13 protein-coding genes and 1 pseudogene are annotated in these 17,733 nt (G+C 53.0%); 8 read left to right on the top strand and 6 right to left on the bottom strand.

Features of this window, described 5'->3' with window-relative positions; all coding sequences use genetic code 11:
• The 3 genes and pseudogenes from J4D97_RS20475 to J4D97_RS20485 all read right to left on the bottom strand — a co-directional run.
• Positions 1-229 (bottom strand): annotated as a pseudogene (locus tag J4D97_RS20475) (NrfD/PsrC family molybdoenzyme membrane anchor subunit); the annotation flags it as partial.
• Between the two features lie 81 nt (positions 230-310).
• Entirely contained in the window at positions 311-3,346 is a 3,036-nt protein-coding gene (locus tag J4D97_RS20480) for a TAT-variant-translocated molybdopterin oxidoreductase (protein WP_208309195.1), read from the bottom strand.
• Positions 3,347-3,486: 140 nt separating this feature from the next.
• Positions 3,487-4,836 (bottom strand): cytochrome c3 family protein, encoded by a 1,350-nt coding sequence (locus tag J4D97_RS20485; protein ID WP_208309196.1) that lies wholly within the window; start codon positions 4,834-4,836, stop codon positions 3,487-3,489.
• Between the two features lie 382 nt (positions 4,837-5,218).
• Between J4D97_RS20485 and rpsF the strand changes: the two genes are divergently transcribed.
• The 4 genes from rpsF (at position 5,219) to J4D97_RS20505 (ending at position 8,812) form a co-directional block, all read left to right on the top strand.
• The gene (gene rpsF / locus J4D97_RS20490) at positions 5,219-5,593 is read left to right on the top strand and encodes a 30S ribosomal protein S6 (protein WP_185281020.1); all 375 of its coding nucleotides are present in this window, start codon (positions 5,219-5,221) and stop codon (positions 5,591-5,593) included.
• A gap of 4 nt (positions 5,594-5,597) precedes the next feature.
• Complete coding sequence (gene rpsR / locus J4D97_RS20495) at positions 5,598-5,849, top strand: 30S ribosomal protein S18 (RefSeq protein WP_185281021.1); 252 nt, start codon at positions 5,598-5,600, stop codon at positions 5,847-5,849.
• A 111-nt stretch (positions 5,850-5,960) separates the two neighbouring features.
• A complete protein-coding gene (rplI, locus tag J4D97_RS20500; protein WP_185281022.1) occupies positions 5,961-6,404 on the top strand; it encodes a 50S ribosomal protein L9 in 444 nt (147 codons plus the stop codon).
• Positions 6,405-6,646: 242 nt separating this feature from the next.
• Entirely contained in the window at positions 6,647-8,812 is a 2,166-nt protein-coding gene (locus J4D97_RS20505; protein ID WP_208309197.1) for a GSCFA domain-containing protein, read from the top strand.
• Between the two features lie 65 nt (positions 8,813-8,877).
• On the opposite strand, the gene J4D97_RS20510 is transcribed toward J4D97_RS20505, so the two are convergent.
• Positions 8,878-9,756 carry a ferritin-like domain-containing protein gene (locus tag J4D97_RS20510; protein ID WP_208309198.1) on the bottom strand — a complete coding sequence of 293 codons (879 nt, stop codon included), beginning with the start codon at positions 9,754-9,756 and terminating at the stop codon, positions 8,878-8,880.
• Positions 9,757-9,804: 48 nt separating this feature from the next.
• Entirely contained in the window at positions 9,805-10,569 is a 765-nt protein-coding gene (locus J4D97_RS20515; protein WP_243900439.1) for a ferritin-like domain-containing protein, read from the bottom strand.
• 360 nt (positions 10,570-10,929) lie between these two features.
• On the opposite strand from J4D97_RS20515, the gene priA reads away from it, so the two are divergent.
• On the top strand, positions 10,930-13,470 hold the full coding sequence (priA, locus tag J4D97_RS20520; protein WP_208309199.1) for a replication restart helicase PriA: 2,541 nt from the start codon (positions 10,930-10,932) through the stop codon (positions 13,468-13,470).
• Positions 13,471-14,126: 656 nt separating this feature from the next.
• Here the strand turns inward: priA and J4D97_RS20525 are convergent.
• Positions 14,127-14,696: a hypothetical protein gene (locus tag J4D97_RS20525; RefSeq protein WP_208309200.1), complete on the bottom strand. Its 570-nt coding sequence runs from the start codon at positions 14,694-14,696 to the stop codon at positions 14,127-14,129.
• 369 nt (positions 14,697-15,065) lie between these two features.
• Here J4D97_RS20525 and J4D97_RS20530 point away from each other — a divergent pair, with 369 nt between their 5' ends.
• From J4D97_RS20530 to J4D97_RS20540, 3 genes are all read left to right on the top strand, one after another.
• A complete protein-coding gene (locus tag J4D97_RS20530) occupies positions 15,066-15,854 on the top strand; it encodes a class I SAM-dependent methyltransferase (RefSeq protein ID WP_243900440.1) in 789 nt (262 codons plus the stop codon).
• Positions 15,855-15,953: 99 nt separating this feature from the next.
• Positions 15,954-17,198, top strand: a complete 1,245-nt coding sequence (locus tag J4D97_RS20535; RefSeq protein WP_208309201.1) for an S-adenosylmethionine:tRNA ribosyltransferase-isomerase — start codon at positions 15,954-15,956, stop codon at positions 17,196-17,198.
• Positions 17,199-17,293: 95 nt separating this feature from the next.
• Positions 17,294-17,707: a hypothetical protein gene (locus tag J4D97_RS20540; protein WP_185281028.1), complete on the top strand. Its 414-nt coding sequence runs from the start codon at positions 17,294-17,296 to the stop codon at positions 17,705-17,707.
• The last annotated feature ends 26 nt before the right edge of the window (positions 17,708-17,733 follow it).

The raw sequence follows: 17,733 nt of genomic DNA on the forward strand, positions 1-17,733 counted from the left end.
CCCAGGCCCAGCCAACGGTTTTATTGAGGCCCCATTCCCCGATACCATACCACAGGGTGCGGTATACAGAGTAGAGAAATACACCAAGGAAGAATAGAGCAACGGCCAGGGCCGCCATCCACCGAATATTCGGCTTGGCTTCTACCTGCCGGCACACGTCCTGCGTGATGTCGTGGTACGTTTTCCCCCCGGTTACGAGCGGCTCCCGTACAGGCGATACGTGCTGCATAGTGGTTTATTTAAAGGAAGTGGCAGGAAGCAGGAAGCTTGTAACGTTTGTTAGCAAACTACCTATTCCTATTCTCAATGGCTAGATCACAAATTCATTTCCGTTCTCCACGTTCCGGATCTTGGTCAGGTACGTGATATTCGGCTGCACGTTGATCTGGTCGAGGACATGGAAAGCCCGTTCGCCGTCTTCACGACGCAGGAGCTTCGAAATCCGCGACTCCGGGTCACGCATATCACCGAATACGATGGCTTCAGTGGGGCAAGACTGAGCGCAAGCCGACACAATTTCACCGTCCTTCGGACGACGCTTCTGCTTCTTCGCTTCCAGCTTACCCAGCTGAATACGCTGCACGCAGAGCGAACATTTCTCCATTACACCGCGGGCCCGAACTGTTACGTCAGGGTTGAGAACCATACGGCCAAGGTCAGTAAACATGTGGCCGTTCACGTTTTCAAACTTCTCGTTGGTGTAGTAAGAGAACCAGTTGAAACGACGCACTTTATATGGGCAGTTGTTTGCGCAATAACGCGTACCTACGCAACGGTTATAGGTCATCTGGTTGAGGCCTTCCGAGCTGTGGGTAGTAGCTAGTACTGGGCAAACCGTTTCACAAGGAGCGTGGTTGCAGTGCTGGCACATCAGCGGCTGGAAAATCACTTTCGGATTTTCAGCCGGATTTTCCATTGCAGCGTATGTGGCCAGCTTACCTTCCGTCTCGAACTCGTCACGGTGGTGGTCGGAGCTGTAGTAACGGTCGATGCGCATCCAGTGCATCTCGCGGCGGTTGATTACCTCTTGTTTGCCTACTACAGCTACGTTGTTTTCGGCCTGACACCCAATCACACACGAGCCACAGCCAATGCACGAGTTGAGGTCGACAGCCATACCCCAGTGGTGGTTTTTGTACTCATAGTCCTGCCACAGCGATACACGGGCGGGAGCTTCCAAACCATCAGGGGTAGCTACTTTTTCGTACTCGGTTACCTCTTTCGGATTCTCGATGTACTTCGCCAGAGTTGCTTCCTGCACCACGGCCTTGCGGTCCATGATGGTGTGGTGCGTCTGGGTCTGAGCGATTGGCTCGTTAGCGCCGGTTTTATCTAGTTTAGCAGTGGTAGCATACACGATGCTGTTGCCAACCATTGTGGCTAATGGTAATACGTTGGCCCCTACCCCGTCGCCTACTTTACCAGTTTGCTTACGGCCATAGCCAACGGCAATAGCTACAGTGCCTTTTGCCTGGCCTGGCTGTATCAGTAGTGGCAGTTCCACCGACTTGCCGTTGGCGGCAGTCACTTTCAGTACATCACCTTGCTCCCAGTCATTAGCTTTTGCCATGTCGTAAGGCACGCATACATAGTTGCCCCACGTGGCTTTAGAAACTGGATCGGGTAGCTCTTGCAGCCATGGGTTGTTGGCTTCTGAGCCATTACCAATGCCTACTTTCTCGTACAGAACCAGTTCCACTTCGCCTGATTTTGTTGGCGCACTCAGCGCAGCAGCAGCAGAACCAGCATCCACAGCAGTAGTAGGAGCAGTTGCGGGCGAAGCAGTGCCCATTACTACCCCATCGTGTACGGCTTTGTCCCAAGCGGCTTGGAAGCCACTAGCTCCTAACACACCGCTCCATTGAGCACGCAGATAGTCGTAGTAGCTTGTGTTGTTACCTGCCCAAGTCAGTAAGCTTTCTTGCGCCTGGCGAGTGGCAAACAACGGCGAAATAGCAGGCTGAGCCAAGCTCAGATAGCCGCGCTTCGGCTCATAATCATTCCACGACTCTAGGTAATGATGGTCGGGAGCAGCGTATTTGCATAAAGAACCGGTTTCGTCGAGACGGTCGTTGAGCGAAATCGTTAGGGGTAGACCAGGCAGAGCTGAGGCAATGTCCGCCCCCATGGGATGATCGTAGACCGGGTTGGCGTTGTAGAAAATAACAGCACCGATGCTCTTGTTCTTGATATCGTTTACCAGTTGCGTCATACGGGCATCGCTGCCCTGACGAACCAGTGAAGGATTAGCCAGATCAACCGTGGTGCCTACGTTACCGAGCGACTGGTTGATAGCTGCTACCAGCGCCTGTACGTTTGCATCGTTGGAACCCGACACAACAAGGCTACGGCCGCGGTTTGCCTTCAGTTCGTTAGCGGCCTTAGTGAGAGTAGCGTTCTTATATGAACCGTCACCACCACCTACTACTGCGTTGTACAGTGCCAAAGCTACTGCACCCATTTCAGAAGGTTTCACTGGCACGCGCGTGTCGGCATTGGCACCCGTCAACGACATTGTCGTTTCAAACTGATAGTGCCGCGACATCGTTTTCTTGTCGCTCGATACTTTGCGCGTGGTAGCATACTGCTTAGCAAATTCCACCGGCGACAGCCAAGTGCCAAGGAAATCGGCGCCAAGGCTTACGATTACATTGGCCTGACTGAAATTATAGCTCGGCAACACACCGCCATTTGCTTGCAACAAGCCGCTAGCCGAAACTACGTCGTACTGCACGTGCTCCGTGTTGGGGTAGCGCGATGCAAACTCAGCAATAACTTTCTTGGTCGAAGGGCTGATGATTGTGGGCGACACGATAGCAATACGACCGGCTTGAGCCAGTTTCGTGCGGATTTCGCTGTCTACTCGATTTTTATCAGCCTTCTTACGGTCGATGGTAAAATGCTGTAAACGAGCACCGTCGTACAGACTCAGCACCGACGCCTGGGCACGGGCCGATAGGCCACCACGCGTGATCGGCGATTCAGGGTTGCCTTCCAACTTGATTGGTCGACCGTCGCGGGTCTTTACCAATACGCTGTTGTAGTCCTGACCCGTGAAGTAGGTAGAAGCGTAGAAGTTAGCAATGCCAGGGTCTACTTCCTGTGGCTTATTCAGGTACGGAATAGCCTTGCGAACCGGGGTTTCGCAGCTGGCGAGGGTAGCGGCAGCAATACCGAAACCCATCAGTTTGAGGAAGTCGCGGCGCGGGGCTACCGCAGCGTCGGAAGAGCCATAGGTTTCTTTCACCGGTAGGAAGTCCGCGAATTCTGTCAACGCGTTCTTCACAAACTCCGGCGAGCTCTCCAGTTCCTCAATTCCCTTCCAGTACTTAGGCGACTCTTGCATTTGTGTATGGGGACTTAGGGTCTTGAAGACTGGAGTCGTGATGTTGACTCCACATTATCTTCAAGTAAGGCTTATTTAATATCTTTTGGTTGTCGCGGAGTTTGACCGTTAAGAATAAGGTTTCCTCCGAGACGTACAATTTAGTAGTGGCACTTCGAGCACTCGGTACCACCGTTCGATGACACCGTGAAAGGCACAGCACTGTTCTTGGTGTCGTGCAGCTTCACGAGGTTATCGTAGTATGCGTTGCCCTTCGTGTTGAGAGGCGTCTCGCGGTGGCAGTTGATGCACCAGCCCATGGTTAGAGCAGAATACTGATATACTACATCCATGTTCTGGATCGGACCGTGACAGGTCTGGCACTCCAGGCCGCCCACTTGGGTGTGCTGCGAGTGGTTGAAGTAGGCCAAATCCGGCAGGTTGTGAATGCGTACCCACTGGATAGGCTGCTTGCGCTCGATAGCCCGGTAGATTTTCTTGATTTCCGGCGATTCTGTCTTGATCTGCGAGTGGCAGTTCATACAGATGTTAGGCGACGGAATGTTGGCCGATTTGCTCTTGTATACCGACGTGTGGCAATAAGCACAGTTGATCTGGTTTTCACCGGCGTGCAGTTTGTGCGAGAAAGCGATAGGCTGCGTAGGCTGGTAGCCTTGTGTCAAGCCAATGCCCATAGCCGCCTGTACTGATTCATAGAGCACGACTAAGATGAACACTGTTACAGCAATGCCACGTACAGCTCCCGACTTGTAAATTTTCGAAAAGTCGTAACGCTGATTGAGTTGCTCTACGTCGCGGCCGCTGAGGTCTTTGCGACCACGCAGCACATCCTTCATTAGGTTGGCAATGATAACCAGTGTCACTACCAGTACAATCAGTACTACTACCAACACAATCATCAGTAGGTCGATATACTGACCAGCTTCGGTGCTGCCTTGAGCGTTGGTAGGAGCTGCACCATCAGTTCCAGCTGTTGCTCCTGGTGCTGGGGTAGGATTAGCGCTACCTTCCTGCGAAACAGTGTAGGCTATAATTGACTTAATCTCATCATCCGACAAGGCAAAGCTGGGCATTTGCTGCTTGCCATACTCATTGAAGAGTTTCACAGCATATGCGTCGCCGCTGGCAACTACTTTGCTGGAGTTTTTAATCCATGGAATGATCCAGGACATCGGACGACGCTTAGTGATGCCTGCTAGCGCAGGACCTACCACTTTTTCGTTGACAGCGTGGCACTGGGCGCAGTTACCTTTAAACAAAGCATCGCCAGCCTGAATGGCAGCAGCATCGCCTCCGCCAGCGGCAGGGGCAGCACCTTCCGCAGCAGCGGGGGCACCATCGGCGCCGGCAGTGGCGCCGGGCGTTACACCTTCTTTGCTAACCGCTGGCGCGGAGCCAACCTCTTGCGCCAGAGACTGGCCCACGGTGGCAACCGTCAGGAAAAGAGCAAGAAGCAGTTTGGGGAGAGTACGAAATCGGATGCTATCCATAGCACAAATTGACTGGGAAGAAAGAAACGCAGGCGTGCATCAAGGCCACAAATGTAGGTTGGGAATCGCAGACAACAAACCAGAAGAGGCGAAAATTAGCCCTCGTTAGCTTGGTTAGAAAGATTCTAAACTACCTCACATTCTAGTAGTTATACTTATATAATATTATATACACTACTAAGTAGCTGTTACTTAGCAGAGTTATATTGATTCCTATACTTAACTTAAAGCATGTTTCGGAAGGACAGGCAAATTCTGACGCACAGTCAGTTAAGTCTTATCCTTCCGCAATAAATAATAACTAGGTCGTAGGCATCGGGCAAGAAAAAGCGTATCTTTGCCGCCTCATTTAGTTTTCACACACAATTTTCACCCCGTCGTAATGGAAGTAAGAAATTACGAGACGGTCTTCATTTTGACTCCCGTACTGAACGAGAGCCAAGTGCAAGAGACGGTCGAGAAGTTCACCCAGGTGCTTAAGGAAAATAGCGCCGACATTATCAATCAGGAAAGCTGGGGCCTGCGCAAGTTGGCCTACCCTATCCAGAAGAAATCAACCGGTTATTATTTCCTGGTTGAGTTCACTGGTGAGGGCAACATCGTGGATACGCTGGAGCTGGCGTTCCGTCGTGACGAGCGCATTATCCGGTTCTTGACCACTGTGCTGGATAAGCACGCTGTGTCTTACAACCAGCGCCGCCGCAATGGCGAGATGAATCAGCAGAAAGCCAAACAACAATCGGAAGCCGCCGCCTAGTATCATGAGCCTAGCCAACGAAAGAATCCACAAGCAGGAGCAGCGTAAGAAATACTGCCGCTTCAAGAAAAACGGCATCAAGTATGTCGATTACAAGGACCCGAACTTCCTGCTGAAGTTTGTGAACGAGCAGGGCCGCGTGCTGCCCCGCCGCATCACTGGTACCAGCCTGAAGTTTCAGCGCAAGGTAGCCCAGGCCGTAGCTAAAGCTCGTCACTTGGCGCTGATGCCGTACGTAACCGATTCGTTAAAATAGTTTCTAGTTATTGGTTTTTTGTTTTTGGTTACTTGGCCGTTTCCTCTATTCACTAGAAATTGAGGAGACCACCAAGAAACCAAAAACCAACAACCAGAAACCAACAAAGTCATGGAAGTAATTCTGAAAGACCACGTAAAGGGTCTGGGCGAGAAGAACGACATCGTAACGGTGAAGGCCGGTTACGGTCGTAACTACCTGCTGCCCCAGGGTCTGGCTATTCTGGCCGACAAATCGAACAAGAAAATCGTAGCTGAGAACGTACGTCAGGCTGCGCACAAAGCCGATAAGATTCAGGGCGACGCTCAAGCCATTGCCGACAAAATTGGTGATATGGTGCTGGAAATTCCAGCGAAAGTGGGCGAAACCGGCAAGATCTTCGGTCGCGTAACCACGCTTCAGTTGGCTGACGCACTAGCTAACAAGGGCATTGAGGTAGACCGCAAGCGTATTTCGTTTGACCAAGAGCCTTCGACGGCTGGCGAGTATACCGCTACCTTGAACTTGCACAAAGAAGTGAAGCACCAGGTTCGCTTCAACGTAGTAGCTGAGTAAGCAACTACTTTTTAACTAAGAAAGCCCGACTGCTTTGGTAGTCGGGCTTTTTCGTTGCTGATAGAACACCTTTCTGGCCAACATGCGCTACCCTCCGTATTAGCTAACTCGTTTATATAAGCAATTTACTCCCATCTTTGTCCATGAGTGCTTTGTTTTTGAAGTTGCCGCGCTTCGGTGGCGCGCGATTCAGGAGCGGCGCAGCGTATTTGTTGGCCGGCTATCGGTCCTAGCTTCCTTGCATGTTTCGTACTGAAATTCCTCTTACTCCTTATCCGCAGCAGCTGCCACACGCAGCACGGGTGCTGACGGTGGGTTCCTGCTTCGCAGAGACAATTGGCGCGCGCCTGACCGAGAATAAGGTCGCGGCCGTTGTGAATCCCTTCGGCACCGTGTTTAATCCGCTCACGGCTTGCCAGTTGCTGCGTGCAGCGGCTGGTGAGGATATGGATTGGCAACAGCACTTAGTAGAAGCCCGCGGCCGCTGGCAGAGCTACGACCTGCACGCTACCCTTGGCGCCGATTCGCCGGTGACGTTATTACAGCAGATTCAAGAGCTAGTGCAGCAAACCGGCGAATTCCTGCGCACCGCCGATGTGGTGATGCTGACGCTGGGTACCGCATTTGTCTACCGGCTGCGCGCTACAGGCGAGTTGGTTAGCAATTGCCACAAAATTCCGGCAGATCAGTTTGAGAAGGAATTGTTGACACCGGACGAAATCATCAACGCCGTAGCGGAAACCCACGCCTACTTACGGCGTCATAATCCGAAGCTGCGATTTATCTTGACGGTAAGTCCCGTACGCCATTTGAAGGATACACTCCCTCTGAATGCTGTCAGCAAATCAGCTCTTCGATTGGCTTGCCATTACTTGAGCGAGCTGTTACCCGATGTATCGTATTTCCCGGCTTATGAGTTGCTGCTAGACGATCTACGTGACTATCGTTTCTATGCCGATGATATGCTGCACCCTTCCGTGGTGGCACAAGATTACATCTGGGAGCGGTTTACGCGTACGTATTTCGATGCGGCGTTTGGTCGCTTCAAAAAGGAGTGGCATTCTGTACAGCAGGCGTTACATCATAAGCCGCTGTATGCAGGCGCTCCTGAGCATCGCCAGTTTTTAGAAAGTACGCTGGAGCGCCTGCGGCGTCTGGGCCAGCAAGTTGATGTAACAACTGAGATAGAAGCCGTAGAGCAGCAATTAGCAGCGCTACCTATCCCTTCTGTGCCAGAACCGGAGCCAGAGTCGGATGACGATGAGGAACGAATTGATATTGGCGAGTATGCTGAGCAAACTCCCGCAGTTGCCACGGAATTAGCGTTGGCGTCTATTACGGAAGAGGAGGTTGCTTACTCAGAGGAAGCACTGGCCGACCTGCCTGCTACACCTGTGGTAGAAGAAGCTGAGCAGGTTGTGGATGAAGCAGTTACTCAACTTCCCAAGAAAAAACGACGGAGCCGAGGCGGAGCCAAGCGCACGGCCCGCAAACGTGCTGCGCTAGAGGCTTTAGCAGCCCAGGAGGCGGGCTCGGCGGAGCCCAATGAAGATGCAGAAATAGCTGTTGAAGCTGATCTACGTCCTTCCGTTGAGGTAGTTGACGAGCAATCTACAATAGTAGAACAGTCTGTGGAGGAATCCGTTGAAGAAGCAGCGGATGCAGAGGATGTTGATATTGTGCCAAAGCCCCGCAAGGGCCGTACAGCTGGTCAGATATTGGCCGACAAGAAAAAGGCACGGCGCTCGGGTAAAAACCGTGGCCGCCAACTGGCACCTCTCTACGCTACCCCGGAAAACGCCTCCACAGAGCTCCCCGAGACAGCTCCTGAATTGATTCAGAGCGAAGCCTCGGACCCAATAGTTACAGAAACAGCTTCTGCGCCCTCCCCTACCCTGCTACCAGCTGAAGAGGAAGCACCTGTTGCCGCTGTCTCAGCTGTTACTGCTACTACTGAGCCAGAGCCAACTGTACCAACGCCAACGCCTGAGCCATCTGCGCCGCCAATGGAGCTTCCGGAGGTTGCCCCCGTGGCCGATGATGAGGCCGTTTCTACCCTGTCAGCCGATACTGAAGCAACGCCTACCCACAAAGCTGCTAAGCCTAAAGCACCAGCTAAGCCAAGGGCTTCCCGCAGCAAAAAAACGACTGTCACTCCGGCGCCGGTTGATACGACTGCACCGGAACCGGCTGCAACGCCTACCCCTACTGCATCCAAGCCGAGGGCACCCCGGAAGAAAGCTGTTAAGGCTTCTACCCCACCAGCTTCCGATACGGCACCGCAGCCGACTGTGGAGCCAACCACTGAAACTGCGCCCACAACGGAACCCACACCTACGACGCCTAAACGCCGCAGTAGGCCGCCGCGCAAAAAGCCAGCAGCACCCGACGATACGTCGGCTACCTAGGATAGTAAAAATAAAAAGGGGCAGCCGATAAGGCTGCCCCTTTTTTCTTCGCTTAAACCTGAGTGCTATTTGAGGAAGTTGCTAGCAATATTGAGTACGGTAGCCATATCCAGCGGCTCGTCGAATGCCTCGGAGGCTTGGTCGGCTGTCACGTTGGGGATAGACGTGAGGTCGATACCGGCTTGCGTGACGTTCGCTTCGGAGGGGAACATGTCGGCTGGCATGCCGGGGCCGTATACGGGAGCCGTTACGCTAGGCAAGGGACCTCCGCCGTCATTACCGGTAATCCAGCTCTTGGGTAGGCCGTTGGCCTGCGTACCTCCGCGGCGCATGGTGCGGATGTGCGAGGCATGACGGGCTTCTACAGAGTGAATGTTTAGAGCAGCTTCGAGCACCGTATTATTTTCGATCAGCAGCGGAGCGCCGCCTTTGTAAGCGCGCACGCCAGTGTCTTCGAAAGCCTGCGCCAGCGCCAGGAAGTTCTGCCGGTAGCGGAACACTTCTGAAATCAAGGGAGCACGTGTGCCGCCTTTAGAGCCCGTGAAATCAAAATCGTTGGCGCTGAGCGGTGCAATGGCGCTGCTACCCAACACGGTCTTGAGGAAGTTGACGTGCTTCATCTCGTCGTCGCGGATAATCGTGATGGCGGCAAGATCGGCCTGCACAAACAGATTACGCGTCTTCACGCCCATATCGTAAAAGTAGTATTCCAGGTATTCCAGCGTGAGGGCGAAGTTCAGAACGTCGGTTACCTGCTTGCTCAGGCCCGAAGACTGCCCGTAGGCTTTCTGGAACATAGAACCCATGGCCAACGGCACAGCGGCTGTGGCCAGCTTTTTACCGAAACCAGCAAAGTGCTTGAAAACCTGACGACGCTGGTCGAGCCGCTCATAGACTTCCGGGTCTACCTTCTCGATTTCGGCGAGTATGTTGAGAATATTCATGGAGTAGTGGTTTACAAAACAGAAAGATGTGAGAATGTTAGGTGATGCTTATTCTGTGGGCAGATTGCTCACATTCAGCTTCGAGCCTTCTTTGAGGAAATTGTTGGCCACTGCCACTACTTGGGCGGGCATCATTGATTTCTCCAGAGCGTTGGTCTGGTCTACCACATCAGGACCCACAAAGGTGTTGTACTCCAAGAAGTCGCGGACAATAGCAGCGTGGCGCGCTTCTACCGATACAATCTTGCCGGCAATGGTCAGGTAAGCAGGGTTTTTGATAAGTTTACCAGCGCCGTTGTACGCGGCTACCCCCAAGTCTTCGAAGGCTTTGGCTACGCTCAATACCCCGTTCTTGGTACGGAAATCAATACTGGAAAAATCTACCTCCAGGTCTTTAATAGGGGTAGCACCAGCGGCCGTAATGGCCATCTTGAAAAATTCCCGGTGAATACGCTCATGCGCCTCAATATCGCGCAGGAATACTCTCTGTGGGGCCGATGTACTGTTGTAATATTGGGTTTGCAATACTTGTGCGTAGAAAGCAGCCTCAAGCTGCTCCAAGGCATACGCATAATTCAGAATACCTACGTCGCCGCTACCTACATCTACCATATTAGCCATATCAGCGGCGGTGGCACTGGCGCTTTGTGTCTGCGACATGTCCTCCATCACGTCGTTGCAGCCAGCTAATGCCAGACCGCCTACTGCCAAGCCCAGACCTGTATAGCGCAGAAAGTTACGCCGCTCCAAAGGCATCTTCAGCCCTTCACTAAGACCTTTCGCCTCAGTGTCATTGTGCATCACTTTAGACATATTATTTTGGGTTAAAAGGTGAGAATACAAAGCTTACGCAAACCATTGCGGAACTGGATTTACCCCTTTTTCTCAATTATCTATAATACCCGAATTATGCACACAACCAACAGGATTATAATAAGTTGACATGCTTTTTACAAGACAAAAGGGCGTTTTCCACGAATTCAATTCTGGAAGAAAAGCCTTTAAATTCAACCTGGTAAAGCCGACACATTGCGGAGCTTACTAGGCTGAGTTACTATATGCATCACCTACACTCCACTGTTGGGCTAAACTCAGCGTGTCGGCAACCACGCGCCCGCGAAACGGTTATCTTTGTAGTCCGCTTTTTGACTTTCGCCTGATAGCTTCCTTCTTTTGAGCCTTTCGTTTGATTTTGTGCAGCCGGAGCCGGTGGCCACCGACCGCGTCACGCTATTCGCGGACGTGATTTTGCCCCTTCCTCTGCCCAAACTATATACCTACCGCGTACCCTATGAGCTGAATGACCACGTAGTCATTGGCGGGCGCGTGATTGTGCAGTTCGGCGCTAAGAAAACGCTGAGCTGCATTGTAGCCGCCGTACACGAAACGCCGCCGAAGGAGTACCAGGCGAAGTACATTCTGGAATTCATCGACGATGCGCCAGTAGTGACGCAGCCACAGTTGAAGCTGTTTCGCTGGATGGCTGATTACTACATGTGCACGTTGGGCGAGGTGATTAATGCTGCCCTACCCGCCGCGCTCAAGCTTAGCTCTGAGAGCCGCATTCAGTTTCACCCCGCCTTTGGGGTCGAGGAAAATCCCTACCCACTCAGTGAGCAAGAGGAACGCATTGTAGAGGCCTTGCGTACGGGCGAGGAGGGTAAGTCGATGACGTTTACAGAGGTAGGCGAGCTACTCGGCATTAGTTCGTTTCACCGTGTTATCAAGTCGCTGATGCAGAAGGAAGTTATCTTTCTGTTTGAGCACTTGAGCGATAAGTACTCGCCGAAAGTGGTGAAGAAAGTGCGGCTGGCGCATACGTTTGTGGCCGAAGCGGCACTAGAAGAACTGTTTCAGCGGCTGGCAACGAAGCCCAAGCAGTTGGATGTGCTGATGCGCTTTTTGCAGAAAGTGCCTATCTATCAGAACGAGCACGCCAACCACCAGGGAATTGAGAAAGCCTACCTTTCCAGCGCCCCGCACCTGTCGGCCTCGGCCGTGAATACGCTGATTAAAAACGGTATCCTAGAGCAGTTCGACGTGATTGTGTCGCGCTTTCCGCTGGACCATACGGCTGAAACCCGCCTGAACTTTACTCTGAGTGAAGCGCAAAACACGGCCCGCGGGGAGATTCTGCAACAGTTTGCCGAGAAAGACATTGTACTGCTGCACGGCGTGACAGGCGCAGGCAAAACCGAAATCTACATTGACCTCATTCAGCAGGCCATGCAGGGTGGCGGACAGGTGCTCTATCTGCTACCCGAGATTGCCCTCACGGCCCAGATCGTAACGCGCTTGATGCGGGTGTTTGGTACTAGGCTGGGCGTGTATCACTCCAAATTCTCCGACAACGAGCGGGTAGAGGTATGGAACGGCGTGCTGTCGGGGCGGTTTCAGGTGGTGGTAGGAGTGCGCTCGGCCGTGTTCCTACCCTTCGACAATCTGGCGCTAGTGATTGTGGATGAGGAACACGAATCGAGCTACAAGCAGTATGACCCAGCGCCGCGCTATAATGCCCGCGAAGTGGCCCTGATGATGGCCAATTTTCAGGGCGCCAAAACCTTACTGGGCTCGGCTACTCCTGCTGTGGAAACCTATTACCAGACCCGCGCTGGTCGCTATGGCTTAGTGGAGCTTACCAAGCGCTATGGTGAGGCCGGCCTACCCGAGATTGAGCTGGTAGACACCCGCAAAAGCCGGGAGCAGAAAACCATGCTCAACCATTTCACGCCGGAGCTGATGCAGGAGATGGAGCGCAAGCTGGGCGCGCAGGAGCAGGTGATTCTGTTTCAGAACCGGCGCGGCTACTCGCCCTTCATCAACTGCCTCGACTGCGGCTGGATACCCAAATGCAAGAGCTGCGCCGTGAGCCTGAGCTACCACAAGCATGTGCACGAGCTGCGCTGCCACTACTGCGGCTACCACGAGCGTATGCCGGTGGAGTGCCCGGCCTGCGGCTCACGCAACCTCAAAACGGTAGGCTTCGGCACCGAAAAGCTGGAAGACGACCTAAAAATCATGCTACCCGAGGCCCAGGTGCAGCGCATGGACCTGGATACGACTCGCGCTAAAAATTCCTACCAGCAGATTATCAGCGACTTCGAACAGCAGAAAACCAACATCCTGGTAGGCACTCAGATGGTAACGAAAGGGTTGGACTTTGCCAACGTGAGCTTAGTGGGCATCATCAATGCCGACAGTATCATTCACTACCCCGATTTTCGGGCGCATGAGCGGGCCTACCAGATGTTTGTGCAGGTGAGTGGTAGGGCCGGCCGCAAGGGGAAGAAAGGCAAGGTAATTATTCAGACCGGCGACCCATTACAGGTGATTTTCGATAAGGTGATTCGCAACGATTACTTGGAGTTCTACGAGTACGAAATCACGCAGCGACGCGAGCATGGCTACCCGCCGTTCATGCGCGTGATTCGCCTAACGGTGAAACACGTAGATCAACTCCTGTCTGAGCAGGCGGCTATTCTACTCACGCAGGAATTGGTGGACCGTCTGGGCCGTGAGGCCGTGTTGGGGCCGGAAGCGCCGTACATCTTCCGTATTCGTAACTTCTACTTACAGGAAATTACCATCAAGCTCAGCCGAGAGCATACGGTACTGAAATCGGCCAAAAGTGATATTCGCGACGCCATCAACATCGTGAAGGACCAAAAGGAGTTCAAGCAAGCTCGCATTGCGGCCGATGTGGACCCGATGTAGGAGGTAGCTTAGCTCCTACCCTGCGCTCGGCGCTGGTCTTCGCGTAGCCGCCGCACACGACCATTTTTACCTTGGGCAAACAGTAGTGCAATACCAACAAGTAGCGCTATCAGGCCTGTAGTACCAATAATCAATCCCCCTAGACCGCCCCATGGCGTACTAGAATTTGCAGATTTCCCTGCTTGCACCAAGCGTACTACCCCTATACTAGCAACAACTGCTCCCGTAACGTTAACTATTGTGGTGTTACGGTCGGGCTTGCCGTATGCTCGCAACGGGTTATCTGGATAAGTGATTGTAGGAGCTGGCTTTCGGATCATAGTCGAATCCAACGATTGCTCTATAACGGCACTATCGCGCTGTTCCGACAAGGTCACAGAAGTGGGTGCACTAGATGTCAGCGTGTCCGTAGGTTTTGTATAGATGGAAGACGAAGTAGGCAGTGTTCCTACCCGGCTGCTCCGGCAATTCACTGTACTCATTAACAGTACAGTCATGAACAAATAAAAAAGGACACGCATAAATTGAAGTAATAGTAGATGACACCATAACGCCTAATGCTCTCTAAGTAAAGGATGTATATTGGTATATAAAAACAGCAAGCCCCAATCAGTAATTGATTGGGGCTTGCTGTTTTAGATCTATTTGTCTTGAGCTTACGCCATATCGAGTAGACCCAATACGATGAATACAATACCCACGATGGCAATAATACCACCCAGTACACCGAAAATGCCGCTGATGAAGGACAGTAAGCTCACTAGCAAACCAACCAGCACCAGGATAATACCTGTGCGGATGTTACCATCCAAGCGGTTGGTTTCAGCAGTTTCACTCTTCTGCTTCACTTGCATTTTGCTGGCTACTTTTTGGGCCTGCTTGGCTACCTTGTTCACCAATGCTTTCTGCATCAGATTCAATTTAGGTGCTTTGGCGGGCTTGGCAGCGGGTGCAGGCTGAGCCACTGGTACCGGTGCAACTGCTACAGCGGGGGCAGATGCAACTACGGGAGTTTCAGTAGCTACGGATGCTGCTTCAGGTGCAGTAGCAACGGCTGTAGGAGCTTCAGCTACTGGTTTGGGCGCCGTTACGGTATACTGCGTACCGTGGTAAGCCGACGTTTTAGGCAACATAGCGTACTCAGCGCGGTTGCAGCTTGTGAGAGCAGTAGCAGTTACCAGCAAGGCAACAAAGCCACGTTGCAGAGAGAGAAGTTGTTTTTTCATACAGGCAAAGGTAGAATGAATATCGCCCTATACGAATAAAGTGCTGCTTAGGGTAAATTTTCAGCAGATTTAAATCTTAATAGTGCGGTGGACATATACAACTAGTTGCCATTCGTTAGCCAAAGCACATTCTTTTCATGGCTGTTCTTATATTTTTTTCTGGTTGCCATCGTTAAGTCTTTATCACCATAGCTGATTCACACACAGGATTAAAGCGTGCGGCATGTGATGGAGAGGATGTAACCGTCGAGCTGCTATGGGCGAGTAGATCGGCTTTTTCAGCGTAATTCAAGTAATACATTGTCTCGGCAGAACGCTTCTCAACTGCCAGTCGTTTTGGAGGCTATTCCCACCAATTTATTTGACTTTATGTCTTTATCTGCTCTTCCTACACGGTGGTTGCTGCCTATGTGCGGCAGTGTTCTTCTGTTGGGTGCCTGCACGCAGCTGCCCACTGAAAGCGTCAATACCACGAGCCTAACTGCGGAACGCCATACCTTGGTGGCACCCGACACTACGGGCTACGAGTTTCGGCCAGCCGCCGACCCCAATGGCATCAGTAAATATTACCAAGGCCGGCAGATTGCCCACGTAATGGGTCACGAGGGCGCTGACTGGCTGGAGCGCCCCGACCGCAACCAGGAGGAAGGCACAGATATTTTACTGCGGGAGCTACAGCTAAAGCCTACCGACGTGGTGGCTGACCTAGGGGCCGGTACGGGCTACTTTACTTTTCGAATGGCGCCACTGGTGCCGCAGGGAAAAGTGCTGGCTGTGGATATTCAGCCCGAAATGCTGGCTGCTATTCAACAAAACAAAGTCAAACAACATGTTACCAACGTGGAAGCTGTGAAAGGCACCACGCAAAATCCCAATCTCCCTGCTAATCAGGTTGATCTGGTGCTGCTTGTGGATGCCTACCACGAGTTCGACTATCCACGTGAGATGATGCGTGCCGTCCGCGCCTCACTTACTCCAACGGGTAGGGTGGCTTTAGTGGAGTACCGTGCCGAGGACCCAAGCGTGCCCATCAAGCGCTTACATAAGCTCAGCATCGACCAGGCCCGTAAGGAGATGGCAGCAGTAGGTCTAGAGTTTGTAGAAAGCGTGGAAGCGTTGCCTCAGCAACATTTAATGTTTTTTAGAAGAGCGAAATAGTTGATGCGCAAGCCACTATAGCTGCACGCACAGTGCTTGAGTGGTAGTAGCCATTTGCATAGCATTGCTCGTAGTCACCTGATTGCAGACCTTTGCAGGATGTCCGCTGTCCCTACCCCTGATCCACGCCAGCTTTCCATTCAGGATTTCACCTATCAGCTGCCACCGGAGCGTATTGCGCCGGAGCCCCTCGCGCACCGCGACCAGTCGTGCCTGCTGGTGTACCGCCAGGGCAACATCACTGACCAACGCTTTCACGCCCTACCCGCCGAATTGCCTGCCGATTCGCTGTTGGTCTTCAATGATACCAAGGTAGTGCGGGCCCGCCTGTTTGCGCACAAGCCCACAGGTGGGGTGGTCGAGCTGTTTTGTCTGGAGCCGGTAGCTCCGCACCGCGCCATTGAGCCCGCCATGCAGCAAACCGGCAGTTGCGTCTGGAAATGCTTAGTAGGCAACGGCAAACGCTGGAAATCCGGACCAGTGCAGGTGGAGTTTCAGGTAAATGGCGAAACGGCGGTGCTTATGGCCGAGCGGCAGGAGGTAGCAGAGGGCTACTCGTTGATTGCTTTTCGCTGGACGCCCCCTACCCTACCCTTTGCCGAGGTGTTGCGTGCGGCCGGCCATTTGCCGCTGCCGCCCTACCTTAATCGCGCCGATACGGACCTCGATGCCGTGCGCTACCAGACGGTGTATGCTGCCCATGAAGGGGCCGTGGCGGCCCCCACTGCCGGCCTGCATTTCTCCGATGCAGTGCTGGCTGAGCTAGATGCACGCGGCATTCAGCGGGCCACCGTAACGCTGCATGTGGGCGCGGGCACCTTCCAGCCGGTGAAGGCCGATCACATGGCCGACCATCCCATGCACGCCGAGCCTATCAGTGTGGAGCGCGACTTTCTCCACCAGCTGCTTGCGCACGCGCCGCGGCCGGTTATTGCGGTGGGCACCACTAGCTTGCGCACCTTGGAAAGCCTATTCTGGCTGGGTGCGCAACTGGTGCGCCAGCCAGAGGCGGCTTCGGCGGCGTTGCACCTCACGCAATGGGAGCCGTACCAACCTGTGCCTACCCCTACCCTAGAAGAAACCGTGCGCGCGCTGCTCGCCTACCTCGACCAGCACCAGACCGATACCCTGCACGCTACTACCCAGCTGCTGATTGCACCGGGCTATACGTTCCGGTTGGTACAAGGTCTTATCACCAATTTTCATCAGCCAGAAAGTACCCTGCTACTTCTGGTAGCTGCCCTGCTGGGTCCTGACTGGCGACGCGTCTACGAACATGCCCTAGCCCACGACTACCGTTTCCTGAGCTACGGCGACAGTTCGCTGCTGCTGCCAAATGCCTGAGCTAGCCGTGTAGTAGTGGGAAGATTGCACGCAAAAGGCAACCATTTTCGCACGAATCGTATAGAGAGGAGACATCTTTTTTTCCCTCTGACATCATGAAAAAGTTTCTTTTGCTCATAGCTACCGTGGCCCTTTCATCGGCCGCTTTTGCCCAGACTACCACTCAAACCACTACTACGGAAGACCGCTCCAAAGCTGGTGAAGTGATTCACGACGCGAAGGAAGGCGTAGAAACCGGTGCCAAGAAAACCGGTCATGTCGTGAAGAAGGGAGCCAAGGCAACGGGTAATGCCGTGGAAACCGGCGCTGAAGCTACCGGCGACTTCGCCAAAAAAGCTGCTCGCAAGACCAAGCATGGCGTGAAAAAAGGCGCTAAGGCAACGGGTAATGCTGTAGAAACCGGTGCTGAAGCTACCGGTGATTTCACTAAAAAAGCTGCTCGCAAGACCAAGCGTGGCGTGAAAAAAGGCGCCAATGCGGTAGGTAATAAAGCCGAAGAAGTATTTTAATTGCTTCCGTGCTTACAAGAAAGCAC

It is taken from the genome of Hymenobacter defluvii (assembly GCF_017589435.1).
Lineage (GTDB): Bacteria > Bacteroidota > Bacteroidia > Cytophagales > Hymenobacteraceae > Hymenobacter > Hymenobacter profundi.